The 22,005-nt window shown below is 60.5% G+C and carries 27 protein-coding genes; 11 read left to right on the top strand and 16 right to left on the bottom strand.

The annotated features are described in order from the left end of the window. Positions 1–223 precede the first annotated feature (223 nt). From FJ423_RS27195 to FJ423_RS33725, 8 genes are all read left to right on the top strand, one after another. Positions 224–1,861 carry a methyl-accepting chemotaxis protein gene (locus FJ423_RS27195; protein ID WP_140846031.1) on the top strand — a complete coding sequence of 546 codons (1,638 nt, stop codon included), beginning with the start codon at positions 224–226 and terminating at the stop codon, positions 1,859–1,861. A 23-nt stretch (positions 1,862–1,884) separates the two neighbouring features. Beyond that, entirely contained in the window at positions 1,885–2,349 is a 465-nt protein-coding gene (locus FJ423_RS27200) for a chemotaxis protein CheW (protein ID WP_140846032.1), read from the top strand. Further along, positions 2,349–3,584, top strand: coding sequence for a protein-glutamate O-methyltransferase CheR (locus FJ423_RS27205; protein WP_140846033.1), 1,236 nt, complete (start codon positions 2,349–2,351; stop codon positions 3,582–3,584). Before FJ423_RS27200 ends, FJ423_RS27205 begins: the two co-directional genes overlap by 1 nt. Further along, positions 3,584–4,288 (top strand): chemotaxis protein CheW, encoded by a 705-nt coding sequence (locus FJ423_RS27210; RefSeq protein WP_140846034.1) that lies wholly within the window; start codon positions 3,584–3,586, stop codon positions 4,286–4,288. The genes FJ423_RS27205 and FJ423_RS27210 overlap by 1 nt, the downstream gene beginning before the upstream one ends. Continuing rightward, a complete protein-coding gene (locus FJ423_RS27215) occupies positions 4,285–6,549 on the top strand; it encodes a hybrid sensor histidine kinase/response regulator (protein WP_140846035.1) in 2,265 nt (754 codons plus the stop codon). The genes FJ423_RS27210 and FJ423_RS27215 overlap by 4 nt, the downstream gene beginning before the upstream one ends. A gap of 22 nt (positions 6,550–6,571) precedes the next feature. Further along, a complete protein-coding gene (locus FJ423_RS27220) occupies positions 6,572–7,591 on the top strand; it encodes a chemotaxis response regulator protein-glutamate methylesterase (protein WP_140846036.1) in 1,020 nt (339 codons plus the stop codon). A 13-nt stretch (positions 7,592–7,604) separates the two neighbouring features. Further along, entirely contained in the window at positions 7,605–8,609 is a 1,005-nt protein-coding gene (locus tag FJ423_RS27225) for a PleD family two-component system response regulator (RefSeq protein ID WP_095769911.1), read from the top strand. A 106-nt stretch (positions 8,610–8,715) separates the two neighbouring features. Next, positions 8,716–8,886 (top strand): hypothetical protein, encoded by a 171-nt coding sequence (locus FJ423_RS33725; protein ID WP_181174917.1) that lies wholly within the window; start codon positions 8,716–8,718, stop codon positions 8,884–8,886. A 237-nt stretch (positions 8,887–9,123) separates the two neighbouring features. Here the strand turns inward: FJ423_RS33725 and FJ423_RS27230 are convergent, their stop codons facing one another. The 9 genes from FJ423_RS27230 to FJ423_RS34370 form a co-directional block, all read right to left on the bottom strand. Next, positions 9,124–9,975: a YihY/virulence factor BrkB family protein gene (locus FJ423_RS27230; RefSeq protein WP_210239578.1), complete on the bottom strand. Its 852-nt coding sequence runs from the start codon at positions 9,973–9,975 to the stop codon at positions 9,124–9,126. A gap of 80 nt (positions 9,976–10,055) precedes the next feature. After that, positions 10,056–10,991 (bottom strand): DUF3618 domain-containing protein, encoded by a 936-nt coding sequence (locus FJ423_RS27235; RefSeq protein ID WP_140846037.1) that lies wholly within the window; start codon positions 10,989–10,991, stop codon positions 10,056–10,058. After that, entirely contained in the window at positions 10,988–11,413 is a 426-nt protein-coding gene (locus FJ423_RS27240) for a phage holin family protein (RefSeq protein WP_246680322.1), read from the bottom strand. Before FJ423_RS27240 ends, FJ423_RS27235 begins: the two co-directional genes overlap by 4 nt. Before the next feature lie 47 nt (positions 11,414–11,460). Next, positions 11,461–11,976: a hypothetical protein gene (locus FJ423_RS27245; RefSeq protein ID WP_140846038.1), complete on the bottom strand. Its 516-nt coding sequence runs from the start codon at positions 11,974–11,976 to the stop codon at positions 11,461–11,463. Positions 11,977–12,464: 488 nt separating this feature from the next. Further along, a complete protein-coding gene (locus FJ423_RS27255) occupies positions 12,465–12,704 on the bottom strand; it encodes a DUF982 domain-containing protein (protein ID WP_140846039.1) in 240 nt (79 codons plus the stop codon). 166 nt (positions 12,705–12,870) lie between these two features. Then, positions 12,871–13,620: a hypothetical protein gene (locus FJ423_RS27260; protein WP_140846040.1), complete on the bottom strand. Its 750-nt coding sequence runs from the start codon at positions 13,618–13,620 to the stop codon at positions 12,871–12,873. A 354-nt stretch (positions 13,621–13,974) separates the two neighbouring features. After that, positions 13,975–14,262: a PilZ domain-containing protein gene (locus FJ423_RS27265; protein WP_140846041.1), complete on the bottom strand. Its 288-nt coding sequence runs from the start codon at positions 14,260–14,262 to the stop codon at positions 13,975–13,977. Positions 14,263–14,325: 63 nt separating this feature from the next. After that, complete coding sequence (locus FJ423_RS34365; RefSeq protein WP_246680323.1) at positions 14,326–15,303, bottom strand: diguanylate cyclase; 978 nt, start codon at positions 15,301–15,303, stop codon at positions 14,326–14,328. Further along, positions 15,284–16,186 carry a LytS/YhcK type 5TM receptor domain-containing protein gene (locus tag FJ423_RS34370; RefSeq protein ID WP_246680324.1) on the bottom strand — a complete coding sequence of 301 codons (903 nt, stop codon included), beginning with the start codon at positions 16,184–16,186 and terminating at the stop codon, positions 15,284–15,286. The genes FJ423_RS34365 and FJ423_RS34370 overlap by 20 nt, the downstream gene beginning before the upstream one ends. Before the next feature lie 234 nt (positions 16,187–16,420). Between FJ423_RS34370 and FJ423_RS27275 the strand changes: the two genes are divergently transcribed. Further along, positions 16,421–16,615 carry a hypothetical protein gene (locus FJ423_RS27275; RefSeq protein ID WP_140846042.1) on the top strand — a complete coding sequence of 65 codons (195 nt, stop codon included), beginning with the start codon at positions 16,421–16,423 and terminating at the stop codon, positions 16,613–16,615. Between the two features lie 142 nt (positions 16,616–16,757). Here FJ423_RS27275 and FJ423_RS33730 read toward each other — a convergent pair whose 3' ends face one another. Together FJ423_RS33730 and FJ423_RS27285 are read right to left on the bottom strand one after the other, a co-directional pair. Further along, positions 16,758–16,940: a hypothetical protein gene (locus tag FJ423_RS33730; RefSeq protein WP_181174918.1), complete on the bottom strand. Its 183-nt coding sequence runs from the start codon at positions 16,938–16,940 to the stop codon at positions 16,758–16,760. 14 nt (positions 16,941–16,954) lie between these two features. Beyond that, entirely contained in the window at positions 16,955–17,293 is a 339-nt protein-coding gene (locus FJ423_RS27285) for a hypothetical protein (protein ID WP_140846043.1), read from the bottom strand. Positions 17,294–17,429: 136 nt separating this feature from the next. Here FJ423_RS27285 and FJ423_RS27290 point away from each other — a divergent pair, with 136 nt between their 5' ends. After that, the gene (locus tag FJ423_RS27290) at positions 17,430–17,525 is read left to right on the top strand and encodes a putative RiPP precursor (RefSeq protein ID WP_140846044.1); all 96 of its coding nucleotides are present in this window, start codon (positions 17,430–17,432) and stop codon (positions 17,523–17,525) included. A gap of 3 nt (positions 17,526–17,528) precedes the next feature. Here FJ423_RS27290 and FJ423_RS27295 read toward each other — a convergent pair whose 3' ends face one another. The 3 genes from FJ423_RS27295 to FJ423_RS27305 form a co-directional block, all read right to left on the bottom strand. Further along, on the bottom strand, positions 17,529–17,711 hold the full coding sequence (locus FJ423_RS27295; protein WP_140846045.1) for a hypothetical protein: 183 nt from the start codon (positions 17,709–17,711) through the stop codon (positions 17,529–17,531). Continuing rightward, positions 17,698–18,438, bottom strand: coding sequence for a hypothetical protein (locus FJ423_RS27300; protein ID WP_140846046.1), 741 nt, complete (start codon positions 18,436–18,438; stop codon positions 17,698–17,700). Before FJ423_RS27300 ends, FJ423_RS27295 begins: the two co-directional genes overlap by 14 nt. 89 nt (positions 18,439–18,527) lie before the next feature. Next, complete coding sequence (locus FJ423_RS27305; protein ID WP_140846047.1) at positions 18,528–18,770, bottom strand: hypothetical protein; 243 nt, start codon at positions 18,768–18,770, stop codon at positions 18,528–18,530. A gap of 447 nt (positions 18,771–19,217) precedes the next feature. Here FJ423_RS27305 and FJ423_RS34375 point away from each other — a divergent pair, with 447 nt between their 5' ends. After that, on the top strand, positions 19,218–19,478 hold the full coding sequence (locus FJ423_RS34375) for an Hpt domain-containing protein (RefSeq protein WP_246680325.1): 261 nt from the start codon (positions 19,218–19,220) through the stop codon (positions 19,476–19,478). Positions 19,479–19,541: 63 nt separating this feature from the next. On the opposite strand, the gene FJ423_RS27315 is transcribed toward FJ423_RS34375, so the two are convergent. Further along, entirely contained in the window at positions 19,542–20,969 is a 1,428-nt protein-coding gene (locus FJ423_RS27315; protein ID WP_181174919.1) for a glycosyltransferase, read from the bottom strand. Next, positions 20,966–22,003 carry a HEAT repeat domain-containing protein gene (locus FJ423_RS27320; protein ID WP_140846049.1) on the bottom strand — a complete coding sequence of 346 codons (1,038 nt, stop codon included), beginning with the start codon at positions 22,001–22,003 and terminating at the stop codon, positions 20,966–20,968. Before FJ423_RS27320 ends, FJ423_RS27315 begins: the two co-directional genes overlap by 4 nt. Between the last annotated feature and the right edge of the window lie 2 nt (positions 22,004–22,005).

Below are 22,005 nucleotides of genomic sequence, written 5' to 3' on the forward strand. Positions count from 1 at the left end.
ACGCCTGCCGGCGCTCGATACTCTTCACGAAAGCGGAATGGCGGCTTGTTGATTCAGTTGAACTCTACACGGGGGCCCGCCGCACCTCGATTAGCCGTCATCAGCGGTTGAACGGAAAAGAAACCATTCAGCATCAAACTACTGCTTTTCGACGCACCTTTTCGGAACGTCGGAACGAGCGTTTGTCGCGCCGACAACGATGTCCCACTGGTGAACCGGTTCCATGAAGAGTCTGACAATACGCCACCGCATCCTGGTCAGTTTCGCTGTCGTTCTGGTGGTCATGTCGGTGATAGCCGTCATCGCGTACGCTTGGTTTCTTCAGACGCAGCAGGAGGCGACTGAGGTCGAGAAGGGCATCCTCCCAGACGTCTATCACAGCACCGAAATCATGATGGGCCAGATGACGGCCCATAGCCTGCTTCAGGAATATGCGCTTCAGGACAGCCCGTCGGATAGACGCGCGCTTGAAAGCATGATCGCGACCAATCGCGCCCAAGTGCAGCGGCAGATGGACGACTATGAAGCAACAATCGTATCCGATATCGACAAGCAGAATTATGCGGTCGTCAAGGAACTCGCTAACCAATTTCGTCTGGCTGAAACGGCTGTGCTGGACACAAGCCGGACTGCCTTGTCGAAAGGCGAAACTCCCAATGAAGGCCCGGCCATCAAGAACACCGTAGAGCCCATCTTTCTGAAATTGCAGTCTGCTCTGCAGGCCATGGTCGAGGATCACAGAGGCGAGGCAACCAGCGCGACGCAACGGATCAGCTCGATCGTTAAAACGGCGGAAGTCGGTTTGAGCGTTGGCCTGTTGATAGCCCTCGGGCTAGCACTTCTTTTGGGTTACCAGCTGTTTCGCGCCATCACAGGTCCGCTCACCCGGCTGGTCGACGCGGTTCAGTTGATGCGGCAAGGCGACTTCAGCGAACGCCTCGAACTGAGGCGCCGTGACGAATTCAGCGTGCTGGCCGACGGCTTCAACGCAATGGCGGACGATCTCACCACCCTCATTGGTCAGGTCCAAAGGTCCAGCATACAAGTCGGCACGTCGATCACGGAGATCGCCGCCACCTCCAAGCAACAGCAGGCAACCGCGACTGAAATCGCAGCGACTACCACAGAAATCCGCGCGACTGCCAAGGAAATCTCCGCTACGTCGAACGAGCTGGCGCGCACAATGAACGATGTCTCGACAGTTGCCGATCAGACGGCCGCCGTCGCGGGCGGAGGGCAAGCTGGGTTGACTCGCATGGAAGAAACCATGCACCAGGTCATGGAAGCGGCCGGCGCAATCAATTCCAAACTCGCAATTCTGAGCGAGAAGGCCGGCAGTATCAACCAGGTGGTGACGACCATCACCAAAGTCGCCGATCAGACGAACCTATTGTCGCTCAATGCTTCCATCGAGGCGGAGAAGGCAGGTCAGTATGGCCGGGGCTTTGCTGTGGTGGCAACCGAAATCCGAAGGCTCGCCGACCAGACGGCCGTCTCCACCTACGATATTGAGCAAATGGTCAAGGACATCCAGTCGGCTGTGGCGGCTGGGGTGATGGGCATGGACAAGTTCTCCGAGCAGGTCCGCCGGGGCATGCAGGAAATTCAGCAGGTCGGCGGGCAGCTCTTCGAAATCATCCAGCAGGTTCAAGGCCTGGTGCCCCGATTCGAAGTCGCCAACGAAGGCATGCAGGCTCAGGCGACCGGCGCGGGGCAAATCAGCGACACGCTGACCCAGCTCAGCGAGGCAGCTCAGCAAACTGTCGAATCTCTCCAGCAGTCAACGCTCGCGATCGACGAGCTCAATCAAGTGTCGAGCGGGCTGCGGAGCAGCATTGCAAGGTTCAAGCTGAGGGCATAGCGACCTGGCGGCCGGAGGTGACAATGCTATTCCTCTCCTTCAGCATGGGTACGGATCGCTACTTGATCGATGTCCATCAGATTGAGGAGGTGTTGCCCCGTATCCGGGTCAAGGTGCTGCCGGGTGCGCCAGCCGGTGTGGTCGGACTGGTCAGCTATGACGGAATACCCGTCCCGTTGATCGATGTTACTCTTCTAGCACTTGGCCGCCCCTCGGAGGCGCGGTTGAGTACCCGCATCATGATAACGCGCTATCCGTCAGAAAATGGTGAGCAACGCTTGCTTGGGCTGATAGCGGAGCGGGTGACGGATACGCTTGAGCGAGACCCAGCCGATTTCACGCCGTTCGGACTGGAGCCGGGATCGCCGCCCTATCTTGGTCCGGTGGCTTCGGATGGCCCGGAGATCATCCAGTGGGTCAAAGTGGAAACACTGCTTTCAGAAGAGATTGGTAGCGCTTTGCTCCGCCAGGCCGAGATGGGTGGTTGATGATCGGCGCAGTCGAAAAGCTCCTGACCGAAACCATCGGACTGGACGCTGCCAGCGTTGGCCAGACAGTGATCCGCCAAGCGGTCAAGGACCGGATGGCAGCATGTAGGATAATCGACGCACAGGCTTATTGGGAACATCTGACCAGTTCCGCGCAGGAACTGCAGGAGCTGGTCAATGCGGTGGTGATCCCTGAGACGTGGTTCTTCCGCGACCGGGAAGCGTTCACGATGCTGGCGCGGCATGCGCGCGAGAACAAGCGTACGCTGCCGATAAAGGTCCTGAGCCTGCCATGTTCAACCGGCGAAGAGGCGTATTCGGTAGCCATGGCCATGTTCGATGGCGGCTTTGCGGCGCACGAGTTCAAGATCGATGCTGTGGACGTCAGCACCCGCAATGTCGCGATCGCTGAACGTGCCGTCTATGGGCGCAATTCGTTTCGCGGCAGCAATCTCGAATTCAAGGATCGCTATTTTGAAACGACCGAGGGCGGGTTGCGGCCTAATGCTGCGGTGCTGAAACAGGTTCGGTTCAGGGTCGGAAACCTGTTCGATCCCCGCGCGTCTTTCGGGCAAGAGGCCTATGACATCCTGCTTTGCCGCAATTTGCTGATCTATTTCAATCGCGCGCTGCAGGATCGCGCATTGACCTGCCTGAAGGACCTGTTGGCCAAGGACGGACTTCTTCTGGTCGGCCCGGCGGAGGGCGCTCTACCGAGGCTGCATGGCTTCATTTCCGCTGAATGGCCATTGGCCTTCGCCTTCCTAAGGTCGGAGCACGTGAACACCATGGCGCCGAAACCGGCCGCCATTCCGCTGCGGACACCGGTCCCGAAGGTCAACAGGAGCAGCTCAGCCCTGACCCGACCGAAGATCGGCAAGGAAGGCCGCCCGCAGCCTCCGGCCAAGCCGGTGGATCGGATCTCGGAAAGCCTCATCGAGGTCGAACGGATCGCCAATGCGGGACGGGTAAAGGAGGCGCAGGAAGTTGCCCTGGCACATCTCAAGGCGTTCGGTCCTTCGGCGGATATTTTCTACTTGCTGGGCTTGGTTCAGGATGCCGACGGTGCTGCATCAGAAGCAGCGCGAAGCTATCGCAGAGCGCTCTATCTCGCGCCAAATCATAGGGAAGCTCTCGTTCATCTGGCTTTGCTGCTTCGCAAACAAGGCGACCGTAGCGGCGCCGAGGCATTGGTCGGCCGACTGGATCGGGCTCAGAAAAGGAGCGGCACCTGATGTCGACTTCGACGGGGATCGCCCAGCCCGTGGCGGAAATCAAAATCGACGACTGCTGGCGGCAGATCGGGGTGCGGGGTGACCGGTCATGCGCGCTACTGGATCAGCATCTCCACTGCCGCAATTGCCCGGCCTATAAGAAGATCGCACGGAGCCTCCTCGACCGTGCGACGCCCTCAGCCTATCCTACCGGATGGCCTGACAAACCTAGTCGCGCCGAGCTCGATTCCGCTGACGAGGAGGCGCTTCAGACGGCCGTCCTTTTCCGCCTTGGGGAGGAATGGCTGGCGCTGCCAGTTGCCATTTTTCATGAGGTGGCTGAATCACGCCGCGTTCATTCGCTTCCACACCGCAGGAACGGCGCGGTGCTCGGCATTGCCAATGTACGCGGTGAATTGCTGATCTGCGTGTCGCTCTCTGAATTGCTCGGCATTGACGAGCGCAAGGAGGCAGAACAAGGCAAACGAGCCAAGGCTTTTCGCCGCCTGGTCGTGGTAGGCGAGTTAGACAAGCGGGTTGCTTTCACGGTCGACGAAATCCACGGCCTGCATCGCTACCGGGAACACGACACGCTGGCGGTGCCGGCCACGATCGGCAAGGCGCTGTCAGCCGCCACGGTTGCCGTGCTGCCTTGGCGGGGACGAGCCGTCGGCTGCCTCGACCCGGGACAATTGCTGACGATGCTGGATCGGAGCATCGCATGACAGACGAGGACTTCAGCCAGGTTTCGATGCTGAGCCTCTTCCAGGCCGAGCTGTCGACGCAGTCGCAGGCTCTGACCTCCGGCCTTCTGGCGTTGGAACGCGATCCTGTCGCCGCCGACGCATTGGAAGCATGCATGCGGGCAGCGCATTCTCTGAAAGGAGCTGCCCGCATCATCGACCTGATGCCCGGCGTCAAAGTTGCAAATGCGATGGAAGATTGCCTGGTCGCCGCGCAACGTGGTCAACTCAGGGTGCGCCGAGAGCATATCGATGCGCTCTTGCAAAGCACCGACCTTCTGAAATTGATCGCATCGGAGCCATCGAGCGAAAGCGCCATCCATCAAGTTGAAGCCTTGCTCGCGACGTTCGAGAAACTATCCGTCCCACTCGCCGCCCACTTGCCCCACGGTTCAGAAGCTGATTTCGAAGATCCCGCCCTAGCGGATCGGGTGACGAGCTCGGCGAACCTGCTTACAGGTGTGGACTCGCAAACCCAAGGAAGCGACGGCTCCGACAGAATGGTTCGGGTGACGGCAACCAGTCTGAACCGATTGCTCGGACTGGCCGGCGAGTCGTTGATGGAAGCGCGACGGCTTAGGCCATTCGCCGATGGGCTGCTGCGGCTGAAGCGGCTTCAATCGGACCTCGCAGGTTCGTTCGACGACCTTCGTGCCGTGCTGCCGCCCGGCTCGAAGGACGACGTAGTAGTGGAGGCGCTGGCTGAAGCGCAGCGAAAACTTCGGCTGAGCCAGGCGTTCCTGACGGAACGTCTCGACGAGCTGGATTCAGTCGACCGAAAAGCCACCGATCTTGCCAACAGATTGTACGACGAGACGTTGGCGAGTCGAATGCGGCCGTTCGACGATGGCGTGCGGCACTATGCGAGAATGGTCCGGGACCTCGGTCGTACCCTCGGCAAGCGGGTGCGGCTGGAGATCGTAGGCGGTTCAACCGGCATAGACCGCGACATCCTGGAGCAACTCGATGCGCCTTTGGGGCACCTCCTGCGCAACGCCGTCGACCATGGGCTTGAACCGCCCGAGGACCGCCTCGCGGCGGGGAAATCGGAAGAGGGTCTCATCAGGCTCGAAGCGAGGCACAATGCCGGCCTGCTGCAGATAGCCGTGGTGGACGATGGCAAGGGGATCGACTTGGCAGAGCTGCGCAACACGATCGTCGCACGGCAGCTTGCAACCAAGGAAAGCGCAGAAACACTCAGCGAAGCGGAATTGCTCGCCTTCTTGTTTCTGCCAGGTTTTTCAATGAAAGCGAACCTTACCGACGTCTCCGGCCGGGGTGTGGGGCTCGACGCCGTGCAGGCAATGACCAAGGAAGTTCGCGGTATCATCAGCGTCTCCTCCGAATTTGGGCACGGAACACGTTTTCAACTGCAATTGCCGCTGACGTTGTCGGTCCTGCGCACGCTACTCGTCGACGTCGATGGGGAGCCCTATGCATTTCCGCTCGCCGGCATTTCCAAAACGCTGAAATTGCAGCGAACACAGATAAACCTCCTGCAGGGTAGGCCGCATTTTCATTTAAACGACCGACAGATCGGGTTAGTCACGGCACGCGAGGTGCTGAACCGTGACGAGCCCGCATCGGAGCCGGACGATCTGTCGGTCGTCGTCATTGATGCCGGTCAGGGCGAAGCATATGGACTGATTGTCGATCGTTTCCTCGGTGAACGCGAGTTGGTGATCCGGCCTCTCGACCCACGTTTTGCCAAGATCAAGGACATCAGCGCGGCGGCCCTCATGGAGGACGGATCGCCTGTCCTGATCTTCGACGTCGACGATCTGATCCGTTCGGTCGTGAAGCTGGCCTCATCCGGCGGGTTGCGAACCATTCACCGCGCCGCAGGCGGTCCCGAAACCGGCAGGCGCAAGCGCGTGCTGGTGATTGACGATTCACTTACCGTGCGCGAACTCCAGCGCAAGATGTTAGGCAATCACGGCTATGAGGTCGAAGTGGCGGTCGACGGCATGGACGGGTGGAATGCCGTTCGCTCCGGCCATTTCGATCTTGTCGTCACCGACATCGACATGCCTCGCATGGACGGCATCGAGCTGGTGAGGTTGATCCGAAAGGATGCTCATCTCCAGAACACGCCGATCATGATCGTTTCGTACAAGGATCGGGAGGAAGATCGGTCCCGCGGCCTTGACGCCGGTGCGGACTATTATCTGACCAAGGGCAGCTTTCAGGACGAGGCGCTGATCCATGCCGTCGTGGATATGATTGGCGAGGCGACGCGATGAGATCGAAACCGCAAACCAACCGATGAGAATCGGCATCGTCAACGATATGCCGATGGCGGTCGAGCTGCTGCGTCGGCTGGTTGGGTCTTCCCGCGAACATCAGGTCGCGTGGACGGCGACCAATGGGCGCGAGGCGGTCGAGGCTTGCAGGCGTGACCTGCCGGATTTGATACTCATGGACTTAGCAATGCCAGAGATGGATGGCGTGGAAGCAACCCGCAGAATCATGGCAGAAACCCCGTGCTCGATCCTGCTGGTGACGGCCAGTATCGAAGCCAACGTCGCCGGGGTCTACGAAGCAATGGGCCATGGCGCGCTCGACGCGGTCGATCTTCCGTCAGTGGGCATCGAAGGTAACGCGTCGTCGCAATCGGCGCGGCTTCTGACCAACAAGATAGCAACGATCGCCAGGCTGGTCCGTGACGCGCCGTCCAAAGCAAACGGGCGGATGTCGGTTGCGGGCGACCCTTCTCCCAGACGCTTGGTTGCGATCGGTGCCTCCGCGGGCGGGCCGGCTGCCGTTGCCGCGGTGCTCAGCTCATTTCCCATTGATTTCGGCGGCGCAATCGTGCTGGTCCAGCATCTGGATGCTCAGTTCATTCCAGGACTTGCGGATTGGCTGGGGCAACATACCCCGCTTCCGATCCGTGCAGCGCAGGAAAAGGACAGGCCTCAGGCGGGAACCGTTCTCGTCGCCAGTTCGGAGGATCATCTGGTGTTCAAGTCAGCGGAGCAACTTGGCTACACGACCAGCCCCAAGGACAACGTCTATCGGCCGTCTGTGGATGTGTTTTTCGAAAGCGCGGCGCAATGGTGGCCGGGCTCGGCGATTGGCGTCCTGCTTACCGGCATGGGTCGAGATGGTGCGCGCGGGCTGAAACAGCTCCGCCTCAAGGGGCATCTGACGATCGCGCAGGATGAAGCGACGAGTGCCGTCTATGGCATGCCGAAGGCTGCCGCTGCGATCGGTGCGGCCGTCGATATTCTCCCCTTGAGTGCGATCGGCCCACGCATAGTCAAAGCGTGCGAGCGCTCAACGTGAAAGGGCTCGTCTTATGACTCAAGAACCAGAGCTGGTGGCGCCGCTGGCAGATAATTATTCATCGATGGTTCTGCTTATCGATGATCAGGTCATGGTTTGCGAGGCGGTCAGACGCGCCTTGGCCAACGAGCCCGATATCGCCCTGCACTTCTGCACCGACCCGCTGAAAGCGATGGCCGTCGCAGATGAGGTTAAGCCAACCGTCATCTTGCAGGACCTGGTCATGCCCGGCGTCGATGGGCTGCATCTGGTGAAAGAATATAGAAAGCATTCCTCGACACACGCGGTTCCAGTCATTGTGCTGTCTAGCAAGGAAGATCCCGCCACCAAGGGCGAAGCCTTCGCTGCTGGAGCCAACGACTATCTCGTCAAGCTGCCGGATCGCATTGAGCTGATTGCGCGAATTCGGTATCACACGCGCGCCTATCTGGATCACGTGCAGAGAGACGCAGCCTACCGCGCACTGAGAGAAAGCCAGCGACAACTGATCAGCGCAAACCTCGAGCTTGAGCGCCTGACACGGATCGATGGCCTGACTGGTCTCGGCAACAGGCGTTATTTCGACGAATATCTGGCGGCTGAGTGGAAACGCGCTTTTCGCGTGCAGTCCCCATTGTCGCTGTTGATGATCGATGCCGACAACTTCAAGCGATATAACGATTCCTACGGCCATATGGCCGGCGATGAAGTGCTCAAGAAAATCGCCAGGGTGATCGAGAGCAGTTCCGGCCGCTCCACCGATCTCGCCGCACGCTACGGAGGCGAAGAGTTCGTCATCGTACTCGTCGACACTCCGCTGGAGCAATCGAGCAGCATCGCCGAGCGGCTCGTCCAGAGCGTGCGGGACTTGAACATACCGCACGGCGCGGGTCGCGTGACCATCAGCGTTGGCGTAGCGTCAACAGTGCCCAACGAGAACGAGACGCCAAGCGATTTCGTCAATGCCGCCGATTTGGCACTCTTCCGCTCTAAGTCGGAAGGACGAGATCGTGTGGCGCTTCACGTCCCCCGCAACTAGGCGTTTTGCGCCGTCGGTAGCAAGAGCCGGATAGGCGGTTCAACCCAACGCAACCCCCGCTATACGGGGAAGGCGTGCCACCCTTTCGCTGCCCCGGCGTTAGAGCGTGATTGGTGCACTGGAGGTTCTCATCATCGCGGCCGGCGGTTCGGCGTTCGTGGCAGTAGATCACCTTGATGAAGCCGCAGTGCATGCAGGAGCGATCCGGGCCGAGCCGCTCCACCAACTCGGCAATGTTCAGGACCGCGGTTCGCTTGCAGGTGAGGCAGTAGACTGATAGGCCGGTGCCGGATACCAGCTCCTTGCCGAGAGTGTCTTCCAAAGCAGGTTGTGCGGCGTCGCCTCGCCGCGAGTGTCGATCTTCTCATGCGCGCACCAACCAATCGTGTAGGTAGTTAGTCCACGAACGGCGCAAGCAGAAGCTGCGCGAACTTACAAAAAGCGGAAGCGCGCGGCTCTTGTTGGCCGTTCCCTTAGGTAACCTGATTGGACAACAACGCTCGCGCCTCTACCCCTAAGACAGGTCGCCTCCCCGCTGGCTGCCGCGTTCCAAGGAATACGCGCGGGTGAACTCGGCCCCGAGAAGAAATATCAATGACGAGTAATAGATCCAAAGCAGCACAACGATCACGGCACTGGCCGCACCGAAGGAAGACGCCACGGCGCTGCTGCCGATGTAAAGGCCGATCAAGCTCTTGCCGATCGTGAACAGGGCAGAGGTAACAAATGCCCCAAACCAGACGTCGCGCCATTGCAAGTCTCTGTCTGGCAGCACCTTATAGATCGCCGCGAATAGCAGGGCGATCAGCAGGAAGGATATCAGAATATTCAACCCTTCAACGATCGCTGATCCGAACGGGAGCACTTGGTTGATTGTGGCACTGAGAGCGCTAATAGCCGCGCTCGCGGCGAGCGAGACAACCAGCAAGAAACCGAGTGCCACGACCAGTCCCAAGCTGGCCGTCCTTGCCCGGATCAGGCGGGTGATCGAGCTTCCTTCGGGTTTCGCCTTCCAAATGACATTCAATGCCGATTGCATTTCGCCAAAAACCCCGGATGCCGTAAGAAGCAATGCCAACAGGCCGCCCACAGTCGCTATTATTCCCGACTTCTGATTTGAGGCGCTTTTCAGCGCGCTTTGTAACACCTCCGCACTTTGGGAACCCATGAGCCCGGAAAGCTGACCGGCTATTGCATCGCGTGCCGCATCATGTCCGAACACCAAGCCCGCCACGGCGACAACCAGCAGCAATACGGGTCCAAGCGACGTGACCGCAAAAAAAGCCATGGCTGCGCCGTGACTGAGGGCGCTGTCGGCGATAAACCCTGCCACGCTCGCCTTCGCAATCCGCCACAGCTCAGGCACGGCCTGCCTCGCGATCGGCCCCCGGTTCCCGGAGCAAGTCAACCTTCCACAAGACAAAGGTCATGCTTGCTCCTCCAGAATCAGGACCGCTTGGGCTTTGGCTCGCCCCCACCGCTGGGCTTCTGTGGAGAGTCAGAGTTTGCTTCTTCAGACTGCGTAGAGTTCGCCAGTTGTTCGCGCACTGCATCCTCCGTCCTTTCGGCGGCGGACTTGACGACTTCGCCTACTCTGTCTGCCAACGTGCCTTCCTTCGAGGCCTGTCTCCCGGCCTCCTCGGTGGCTGCCTGGTAAGCTTCGGCTGCGACCTGGGTCGCGGCATCAACACCCTTGTCGAGCGTGGTTTTGGCTTCCCTCCGAAGCTTCTCTCGATATTCGCCCAGTTGGTCGTCCTCGACTTGTGTGTGAGGCAGCATGGCGCCAATTGCAGCCCCGAGGGCGAGACCAACGGCCGCAACGGCCAACGGCTGATCCTGCAAAAGCTCCTGCGCAGAGCGACTGGCCCTCGTAGCCATATCGGCTGTGGCTTCTGCCGAGTTGGTGATGGTCTCCGACGCGCTGTTTGCCAGTCCCGAGACAGTTTCGGCTGCCCCGCTGGCCATCTCGGATAAACTATCCCTTGCCCCGCTTACCATTCCCGACACAGTTCCAATTGCATCGCCGGCAGTATCGTCTGCATAGCTGGCGGCACCGGAAGCCATAGCCTCCAACCCGGACGTGCCGAGATGTTGGCCAGTTCCCCGGCGAGAGTAGCTGGGAGTTGTTTGGGAAGCGCCGCTGCCGAGCATCAGCCAGGCTAAACCGGCGCCTATCACCGTCAGTGGCAGAGGATTGTCCCGCACCTGGGCCTTCAGGTTCTGGAGCATGTCGGAGCCAATACCAGCCCTGAAAATCCCCGTGAACTCATCGAAGAGCTGGCCAGGCGTCATCCTGTCGCGAATAGAGTCTGCGGTCGCCGCCACCCGTGCGCGCGTGGCCTCGGCCTCCCGTTCGAGCTCGGCTGCGGATTTCTCGGTCATTTCGCTTGATCCTTGATCAGGTTGGCGTCGCGCTTCAATTGCTCCTGCGTACGGTCGGGCGCCAGTGCGGAGGGCGACATGCTTGCCATGCCGGTCCGCAACAGGATGACACCCAGGACGGCAACGACCACGCCCACGAGCAAGGCCGACCAGCCTGCCTCCAGCCCGAGGCGGGTCAGGGCGATGACGAGCGCCTGCAAAAGCACTATTAATGCAGCGAGCAGACAAATCGCGCCGCCCAAAACTTCAAGGGCACCAGCTCCGGCTTTTGCCGCATTCTCTGATAACTCTGCGCGCAATAGTCGCGCCTCCGTCTGCACCAGCGTGGTAACCTGCTGCGCAAGATCGGCTACCAGAGTCCCGAGGCTTTGGTTGTCTTGAGTGCTCATTTCTTTAACTCCGCTGCGATCCTGGAGCGTCAACGCCTACTCCCAGATCACGTCATCCCTGGCTCGCTCAGTCGTCCCGCTCATTTCGTTCCCCGGCTCCCCGGCGCGCTGCCCCGAGGGTGCGTTTGAGGCGGCGAAGCCTTCATGAACCTTCCGAGCGCCAATCCCGCCAGCACCGAACCTGCGATCAGAATGCCGGGATTTTGGTGGCCGAAGTTCTGGACGTCCTCAAGCACCTCGCCAAAGGGTTTCTCCTTCAAGGAGGAGGACAGCCTTTCCAGTCCGTCTGCCGCATCCCGCATGAAATTCGAGGCGGACTTCTGGTCGCCGTTGGCCAGATGGTCGCTTGCCGCACGCAGAGCACCGCCGAATGCCGCCAAGCTGGAGCCTAAGTCCCGCTGCGTTTCCTGGGCCCTTTCGGACAGAGCCTCTTGTACTTCGGACGTATAGTCGGCTGCCCTGCGAGCGACCTCTTCGCGGGCATCGTTGAGCGCCTCGCCCGCGCTTTGCGTCTCATTCTTCACTCGATCGGATACTTCGTTCTTCGCCTTGGCGAAGTCGGTCGGCTTGCGATCCTGATCTTTCTCGCTCTGCATGACATCCTCCTAATGAAAGCCGAGGAAGGAGAGCACGGCGAGCACGACGACGATAAGACCTATCAGATAGATGACACTGTTCATGGCAGTGGTTCCTTGCTTTCCGTTCAAACGGCCTGCGCAATTCTATGTTCCTGCTGATAGGAGATTTGGTGTGGAATCTCTTGCGGCGATGAAAACGCAGTTGCGTGAGCTGCAACCGGGTGGCGAACGACGGCACGTGAGGCCGACCAATGGGCGAAACCATTCTCCCGTAGAAGAACGCCCCAAGCTCGCAGTTGCCGTATTTGACAGGAACGAGGACGGTGATCTTCGGCTTGTCCTTGGGCCGGCCGAGCAGCAATCAGAGGCGCGGGCCGTACGGACCGCAAAGCGTTGGCGGCCCAGCACGCCAGTGCCATCGCGCGGTCTCGTGAAGCTAACCCATCCATAGGCGAGTGCGGTGAACCCACGACGTTGTCCGTAGGTCGCGATGTCCCGGGCAGGCGCTAAGGGAGTAGCGTTCCCTCTTCTTTGGCAGCCTCCAGGAACGCCCGGCGGACCACATCAGGTTTGACCTGGTCGACCATCGCATCCATGCAGAGCTGCACCGCGCTGTGCCACTTGGGGCCGCGCTTGGTCCATTTCAGGAGTTGCTCTGCGGCGCCTTCCACGCTGTTGCACTGGTATGCAACCCCGAGCCGGCCGGTTCTAACTGAGACCGGCGGCGAGAACCAATGGAGCGACATTCATATATAAGCGATGTCTGAATTAACGGTTCCGTGGCGTAATGCTGGGCCTAGGGCGACGACAAAAAGCCCGTTACGCTGGGAGCAACGGGCTTTCTGACTGGCCGCAGACTTGAGAGTGTCATACCGCCTCGCGGCTGGTTCGCACTTCCTCCCGGTGGTGCAATTACCGACGAGCGATCAGCAGGCAAAGCTGGCGCAGATCGCGGTCGTAGGTCTCCTGGCTGCCAAGCACGTCCGCGCAACGCTTCTTCATCCGAGCCAACTGAGTACCCGACATATTATTGACTGCACTGGCCAACTTGGGACTCGTCGGGCTGGTAGGGCTCGTCAGACTGGTTGGACTGGTTCTAACCCCGAACCCCGCCGCGGTGCCATTGCCGATGCCAACGCCGTCTCCGGCGCCGAGCCCACTGATGTCTCCTACTGTGGCGTCCAGACCAGCGGTGACGCCGTTGGTCGCGCCCATAGTCGCGCCAGTGCCGGCCTTTAGGGTATTGGGACCGCCCACTGTTGCACCCAGTCCTGCCGCGATCCCATCCGAACCACCGACCGTTGTAGCAGCTCCGGCCCTCAAGGTGTTGGGACCGCCCAGCTTTGCGCCAACTCTGGCCTTCAATACACTAGGCCCGCCCACCGTCGCACCGAGGCCGGCGTCGATCCCATTTGCGCCGCCGGCCGATGCTCCGAGACCGGCGCTGACACCGCTCGCTCCGCCAACGGAAGCCCCGAGCCCCGCGTTGATGCCGCCAGAGCCGCCGACCGAAGCGCCAACGCCAGCATTGACGCCGCCGTTCCCGTCAACAGACGCGCCGGCCCCGACCCCAATCCCGGCAGCATTAGCCGGCATGCATGTTAACGCAATAATCGCACCACCGGCCAAAGCTTTGGCAGTTCTCGCGAAGATACTGGCCATGACACTCTCCTGTGGTTGCCTTACTAATCGCAACAAGCTCTTTTGCCCGTTACTCACATTAGTACGCTCTAAGGTGCCGAGAGTTTCCCGATCGCACGATGCTCCGCGTGACATAGTTGCTGGCCGGTATGAAATACGGTTTGTATTTTAAATAAATTCTATTGTCGGCAATTGCCGGAGCAACTCACACAGCTCCGTTGGCGTTCGGTCGCTATCGCTTCATTGCACAATTTCGGGAACCTCTCAGCTTGATTTCCCGCGAGCCGATGGTTGACGAACCAGATCACTTGACGGAAATGCAAGGATTTACCAGCCCGATGTAAGGGTGACATATCCTACCCCTGGGCGCTTGGTTCAGCCATAGTGGAGACGCGGTTTCGGCACCGTCCCTGTGAATTGGACGCCGCTCCGATCGTTCCTGCGCCACCGCAGGACAGCTTGATAGGCGACGCCGTCGGTCGGCATGTAGAGGACGAACCGTTCCGGCACGCGCGCTTCGACGGACACCTTGAGCTCAGCGCCGCCGCTGTTCTGGTTCCGAATTGTGCAACTGATCTCGGAGTTGGTGATCCCATTGATGATCGCCGCGCCTTTCAGCACCCGCTGACGTCGTTCCCGGCGATGCTCGGCTTCTCCAACCATTGTGACCTCCTTAGGTCACCCCGCCCCCGACAACGTCAGTCCAATACATTCGATCCACGTAGCTTACCTGTGCCTCGCAGCGACTAATTTCGGGTCGGGTTCAAACGCCTTCCAACTGCCCCGGCCTTTTGCCTTGGCCTGATAGAGTGCCCGGTCGGCGTTCTTGAGCAGGCCTTCGGGGTCTGCCTCGTCCTTCGGAAAAATTGTGTAGCCGATTGTGCCACCTGGAAGCAGGGTGACGTCCTCCATCTTCAACGGTTGCACGAGGTTCTTCATGATCCTGGTCACCAAGCTGACATCGCCGGTGCCGTCGGTATTGCCGTACATCAACACTCCGAACTCGTCGCCACCCAGCCGTGCCGCCAAGTCGCCTCGCCTGATTGCTTTCTCAAGGCGTCGTGCGACCTCGACCAGAAGGATGTCCCCTGCGGCATGACCGAAGTTGTCGTTGACTTCCTTGAAACGGTCGAGATCGAGAAGCAGGACGACAAGCTCCCCATCTTCGGATCGGGCTTTTGCCACCAGCCTTTCCAGTTCCCGATTGAAAAAAGCGCGGTTCGGCAGGCCGGTCAGCGGGTCATGCAATGCCTGATATTCTAAGTTTTTCTCAAAACTGCGCCGCTCTGTTATGTCTGACATCATCCCCAGAGTGCAGCCATTAGGCAGGCGCTTTGTGCGCGAAGAAAATATTCTTCCATCCCCAAGCTCGATCAGTTTTTCACCATCCTCGCGAAGAGTGGCGAGTTTCTCGGAAAGATGATCGTCGAGCGTCTTGCCGTGGTCGACCGGCTCTTCCCCGAGTTTGACGGAGGCCCGAATGATATCGGCAAAATTGACCCCGGGAACCCGCAGGTGCGCAGTGCGTGGGAATAGCTGTCGAAAGCGGGGATTGCAGAACAGAACGAACCCGTTCGGATCATACATCACGAGCCCGTCGTTCATATTCTCAAGCGCTTGATCCAAGTGATTCTGAGTTTCCTCCAGCTTGATCTGGAGCATTTTTTGAAGCGTCACGTCGCGGTTATGCGTGATGAGCCCCACTACCTCGTCCTGCTCGTTTCTGACCGGCACCTTTAGCGTCGACAGCCAACCCGGTGATCCATCCGGACGAAGCGCGGGCTGCTCGATGTTGACGTGGTTCCCTTTGTCGAGCACCCCCCAGTTCGTCCTCTCGAAATTGCCTTGCCAGCTCGGCCGGAAAGAAATCGAAATCTGTTTTGCCGAGGATCTCCTCAACACTCGACGCTCGCAACAGGTGGGCCGTTGCTGGATTTGCGGCAAGGAACCGACCTTCAACATCCTTGATGTTCAGACAATCCGGCAGCGCGTCGACCATAGACCGGAACAGCTTGTTGGTATGAGAAAGCTCAGGCTGCCTTTCCTCGTGGAGCAGCAACACACTCAGGGAAAGGGTTGCGACGAACCCCAACAATGTCGGCGCCCAGAAGTGCGGCAGTAGGATTGCCTGTCTTGCTGCCGGCAAGGTCAGGAAGACCAGCGAACCGGTAAGCGCGACGGCCGCCGCCAGCAGAATGAGGTGACGATATTGGACGCGGCGCTGCCGGCGGAGAGTATAGCCCACCAGTCCGGTGGCAGTTGCGAGCATGATGCCCAAAACCCCCGATCCCACAGCTCCGCCCAGATAGAGGCGGTATATCAACGCTGCACCGGCCGCCATCACGGCGGCAGGGACCCCACCAAAGAAGCCGGTGACGGCTATCAGACGCCCACGAAGGTCATTGTAAACGCCCGGTGATGCTTCAAACGCCATCATCATCGAGCCGATCGTCCCGGCCGTCATGACCACGCCAAATAGGAGCTGTTGCTGATGGCGGCCCAGCCGCGCGACAAAATCACCGACCGCAGACCACGCGACCAGCATGACGGCAGCGAGGGCAAGGTTTGCAAACAGAGGCTGCCACATGGCCCCAAAGTACCTCTCGGCTGAACGATCAGCGACATCGTTGGGCAGAAGGACTTCCGAAGGGTTACGTCAGATGATATTTTTACGTTTTGGTTAACGGGCGGTGCTTCTGCGACATCCGTTGCCGGCAGATTCCCGTTGCACCCGCCAGCGGTCCCCCGCCTGGGCGGGCGTTGCACTGTGCAATTTCCTTCGGGCGGTGATGCGCGTGGGACTTGGCTCGGAGAAGTCCAAATGATGAACGAGGGCTCTATTGGGCCTGAGGAGCGGAAGCTACTGACGGAGGTCATCTCCGAATACTGCAAGCACGGCTGTACTGAGGAGGCCCGGGAGGAACTCGAAGAGCATCTCTTGGAGCTGCTCCGCTCTGGAGTCGACAATCGAGAGGCTCTGCTCTCAATGCTGGAAATTCGCACCCATTACGCTTGATGGGCTTCGAGGGACTCTGAATGACCAAGCAGGGTCGCCAGGCCGGTGATGATCTGGTGCATGACGAACGGCTTCTCGATCATGATGCTATTTGGGACGCCGTGAGACGGCCAGTCGACCCCTCCATCGCCGCTCATATAGATCACCGGGAGGGTTGGGGAGACGCTTCTGAGGTGGCGGGCGACGTCCCAACCAGTCGGACCATCCCCGAGCCTTCGATGTTCGTGGCTTCAATGGCGAGCCGCCGGCACTCGGCGGTATAGGTCTCGACGTAGAGTGCCACGGCTTTCCGATTGGTGAGCTGCTCGCGCAGGCCATCAACCACGGCGCGCTGACTTCCTAATATGATGGGGCCTGGGATCTGAGGCCGCGAGCACGTTTCTTGCCATTTTGACTGTCGAGCTTAGCCTGGATTAGGCTGAGTCCGAGGAATGTACAGCCCATCCCCCGACGGGATTTTCGCGCCGAATTGGAGCGTGAACAGGAGACGATTTGCCCGTCCGTCACGTTCATGATCCATGGCGTCATGTGCTCCCAGAAGAACTCTTTGCTCTCGTTTATCATCTCGCCGGCAGCGCGCACGGCTTCCCGTCGCGCCGCGTCTAGGTCGGGGAGATCGACACCCTCTTCGTCGGGGATGAATGTGCCGTTGTCGACATGGAAGTAATAGATCGTCATGCTGCTCAGGCCCGTTGAACAGAACCCCAACTCCCCAGCGAACCGCTTTGTTGCTTATGGAAACCGTTCTGCCTTGACAACCAGCGATAGCATGAGCCAGCTACGTAGCGTTTGAGGACCAACCGGGGGATTTTCCATGAAGAAGACCCATGAGAAGCCTGTTCTTGTTCGCAAGGTCAAGCTTTCTGCCATCGTTGCTGGGCCATCGGGACCGCCTGTCACCATTGAGTGACGGTTAGGAACTAAAAATACGAGGCCCGTCGGCTTCGGTCGGCGTGCCTTTTTGTCGCGCGGAACTCAAGGCTTGGAAAAGCATTGCCTTTTTATGTTCAGTGACAAAGAAACCGTTGTCGTGGAAGCCTGGTTGGTGGTAGCGGCGTCGGTCGGCATGGCCGTCCTGTCTGCTATCCTGTTCCACGGATGAGCTCCGGGCAAAGAGGGCTGGCGACAAATGGAAACAGCTCGCCGTCGTCGCCGCGGTCGAATGCGACCACAACAATCAGCTTCGGCTTGTTCTGCTCTGGAAGGACGTGGTTGGACATTGAACGGCCTTTCTCAGTTGAGCGGCGGGATCCCGCTTCAAGAGCGTCGATCGCGTCAAGCACCGCCTGGCGCTTCGGCTCGATAGGCTCATCTGGGTGGAACCCTGCGAGTGACAGCGACGTATAGGCAACCGTTACGGCGCTGACGAGTTGCTGCGCTTTCGAACTATCCGGAACCTCAGCAGTGGCGGCGAGAGCAAGTAAGAAGACCCTATTGTCGTGATACTCGTGCTTGCCGTCTTCGGCCTGGATGATGGCGCGCATCCGACAGAGTGCAGTGGTGCGGTCGGCGAGCTGCATATCCGGGTTATGCAGCAACTGCAGGCCGCTGACCTGCATGCGCTTCTCGTCGGGCCACCCTTCACAGCAGGCCTTAATTGCGGCATCGCTGGCCGCCCACCAAACGTCAGCGGCAGCATACTCCTCTTCCGATGGCTCTTGGTCCGGCGGGAAACCCATCTCGTCCCAGCCTTCGACCGCGAATGAGCCTTCAGCCGCTTCCTCCGGCGTCAACCCGGAACGCGCGATCACTTCCCGAGCTGCGTCGAGACCGCGCTGTTTTTCTTCCGCGGTCGCGCCCCTCGCATCCATCAAAATTTTCATTTCGGCCTCCCTGTGGCTGCCATGCCTACAGTGAACAAAATAGGAACAAAATTGTCAAGCGCCCCCTTGACCGGTTAGGACCAAGTTCCTCATTTCAGCTTATGCCGGAGCAACCCGAGAAGTGGCCGCGAGGAGCGGCGTGGACGCTGATGCATGCCCATGACGCCGGGCAGATCGCCCGCATCTTGTGCGGGCATTGCAACATCAAACGCTTTTACAGGCCGGCTGAGCTTCGCGAGGTGGTTGGAAATGTCACGATTGAGGAGGTGCGCGCCAAAGATCGCTGCCAGGCTTGCGGGAAGAAGGACTACATGCAAGCCGAGCTGTTCCATGTCTAAGGGCAGGAGCTGGTCACAATCCGCTTCCGACGCCTCAAGGAAATCCGATGGGAAAAGCGAGTGATCTGGCGGGATGAATAGAAGGAAGGGTCTTATCAGATGGAGGTGCGGTGGATCGCGTTGGAGGTTCCATCGGAATTTCCAACACTCTTGGAACACATCCACGAGAGACGCTAAGGAGCGCGATGCTGCTGCCTAGGTCGTAACGTGGTTCCTTACTAATCTAGGCGACTTTCGAGACCGGACACTTGCTATCGTATCCAGGAGATGGACAGGCGACGCAAAACGTTCGATAAAGGCGGACATAACCCCCAGCGTGGTCAGCGGGTTGCCGTTGCAGGGCTGACGGTCATAGCAACCCGCTCCAACCCAGGTCGCTTTCTGCTTGAAGATTCCAACAGCCGTGGAGCACCGCCTATCCCTGACGATCGATTCGCCCCGTTGCGCGAACGTTTCCTCGCCCGATGCGCCGATCAGCTTGCGGAACTGAAGGCCGCGCATCAGGCGCCTCCCCTCCCCGGCAACGAGCCGCTAATCCGCGTGGCCCATTCGCTGGCAGGCGCTGCAGGGACGTTCGGCTTCGCGGAAATCAGCGAGCGAGCGTCCATTCTGGAGATGCTGCTCGTCGAGCGGGCGGATGGTGGGAGCGTGCACGCGGCGCTTGGTGCGCTGATCGCGGAGATCGAGCGGACGCTGGCGTGATATGACGCTGACCTGAGCCGCCGGCCGGGTACTTCCTTGCAGCGCTGTCGCCGCCCGCCACGCCTATTTCTTGGCGCCGCCGAGGCCGGTCCTGGTCATCTCGCCCCAGCCCTGGTTGCCGCGTAAAAATTGCCAGCAGCCTTTCACACGCCAGAAATTGTTGAGCTGGCGGTAGCCGAAATTCTCGATCACGGCGGCGGCCGTCAGCACGACGAGGTCCCTGGCGCGGGGGAAGCGCTGCAGCTCGGCCTCTTCGAGGATCAGCGAGCAGACGCTGACGCAGACGCCATAGGTGAAGATGAGGGCGGTGAAGGCCAGAAGATATTCGGCCGATAGGATGCCGAGCAGCCAGAAGGCCGGGATCAGGACATAGCCCAGCACCTCGGCAACCGGTCCCAGCACGTCGACGATCAATATGTGGCCGAAGCCGAGAAAGCCGACTCGGCCATAGCGCGGGTTGAACAGCATCGAGCGGTAGCGGAAGAAGCATTCGAGCGCGCCGCGCTGCCAGCGCGAGCGCTGGCGGGCGAGCACGCTCAGCGTTTCCGGCGCCTCGGTCCAGCACACCGGCTCGGGAATGAACTGGATGCGGTATTTGCGCTTCCTGTCGCGCATATAGCGGTGCAGCTTGATGACGAGGTCGAGGTCCTCGCCCATCGAGCCCTTGGTGAAGCCGCCCACCGCCACCACTTCGGCGCGGCGGAACATGCCGAAGGCGCCGGACACCAGCATTAGCGTGTTGATGCTGCTCCAGGCCAGCCGCGCCATGAGGAAGGCGCGCAGATATTCGACCACCTGGAACAAAGGCAGCAGGCGGCGCGGAAGGTGGATCTCGCGCACCCTGCCCGCCTCGATCCTCGATCCGTTGGCGATGCGGATCGTGCCGCCCACGGCGATGGTGCGCTCGGGGTCGTCGATGAAGGGCTGGGCGGCGCGCATCAGTGCGTCGGGCTCGAGGATGGAATCGCCGTCGATGACGCAGAAGAGCGGCGCGCGGCAGACATTGATGCCGGCGTTCTGGGCATCGGCCTTGCCGCCATTTTCCTTGTCGACCACGAACAGCCGCTCGGTCATCGGCGAGGAATAGAGGCCGCGTATCGGCTGGTGCGCCAGCGCCTCCTCATAAGGGCGGTGGAACTTCACCAGCTTGAAAGCCTCGATCAGTCGCTGCAGCGTGTCGTCCTTCGAGCCGTCATTGATGACGACCACCTCGAAATTCGGATATTCGAGCGCGAGCATCGAATGGACGCTCTCGACCACGTTCAACGCCTCGTTATAGGCGGGCACCAAGAGCGCGATCGGCCGCGCGACGTCGCCATAGCGCTGCCACAGCAGCGCCGAGCGCGCCACCGGCGGGCGCTGGGACAGTGCGTAGCCGGCGACGACGAGCTGCAAAAGATAGATCGTCGTCTGCGCCAGCCCCGCCCCGATGATGAACCAGGACAGGATGGTGGCGGCAAGAACGACCTCGTGGCTCCAGTCGGCGATCATAGGGCCGGCCCCTCGGCAAGAATGAGCGAGGCGGTGCGCTGGCTGCGCGACACCTCGGCGGAAGCGATCTCGCGCAGCAGCCGCTCTCCCGACTGCCCGAAGGAGCGCAGCGCGTTGGCGGCGGCATAGCGCACGGTCCAGACCTCGTCGTCCAACAGCGTGGACAGCGGCGCGGCAAGCTCGGGCAGGCCGAGACGGCCCGCGGATTCGGCGGCGGCGGCGCGCACGTCCCAGTCGTCGTTGGCCATGCCGCGCTTGAGGATGGCCGAGGCCTCGGCGTGCCCCGTCAGGCCCAGCGCCCGCAGTGCGGCGGCGGCAACCTCGGGCGCGGCATCGCCGGTCAGCCCGGCGAAGAAATCGGCGAAGCCGAAACCGCCGGCCCGCGCCAGCGCGTCGATCGCGGCCGCCCGGATGAAGGGCGAGGCGTCGACGCGCGACGCGTGTACCGCAAGCTCGTTGAAGCGCGAGCGCGGAAAGCGCCGGAACAGCTCGATCAGCCGCCGCGAGCGCTGCCCCGCCACGCCGATGAAGTCCAGCGCGGTGCCGAGCAGAGGCAGGCTGCCGAGATCGCAAAGCGCGATGGCGGCCGCGATCCTGACTTCGCGCGCGCGATCCTGGGCGAGTGCTGAAAGCAGGTTTGCCGACGCATCGTCCGAACCCAGCGCCGCCAGCATCTCGGCGGCGTGGATGCGTTCGGCGACGTTGCCTTTCCGCAGTTGCCTTGCGACACGGGCCGGCAGGCCGCATTCGTTGAAGGCGACAAGCACATCGTCCCTCTCCTCGCCGCGCAGCAGCGAAATGAACTCGAAGCCGGCGTCGATCGCCACGCCGGCCGGCACGCCAAGCACCGTCGCCTTCAACGCCTCGCGATCGCGGTTTTCAGTGAACGCGATCAGCGCGGTCAGAATCTGGCGCCGCTGCTCGGCCGCCGCCCTGCCCCGGCGCTCCTGCAGCACGCGGCGCGCGATCAGCAGCAGCATGATCACCAGGGACAGCGCGCTGAGCAGTATCGACAGGTCCCAGATGTACCACATGG

Source organism: Mesorhizobium sp. B2-8-9 (assembly GCF_006439475.1).
Taxonomy (GTDB): domain Bacteria; phylum Pseudomonadota; class Alphaproteobacteria; order Rhizobiales; family Rhizobiaceae; genus Mesorhizobium.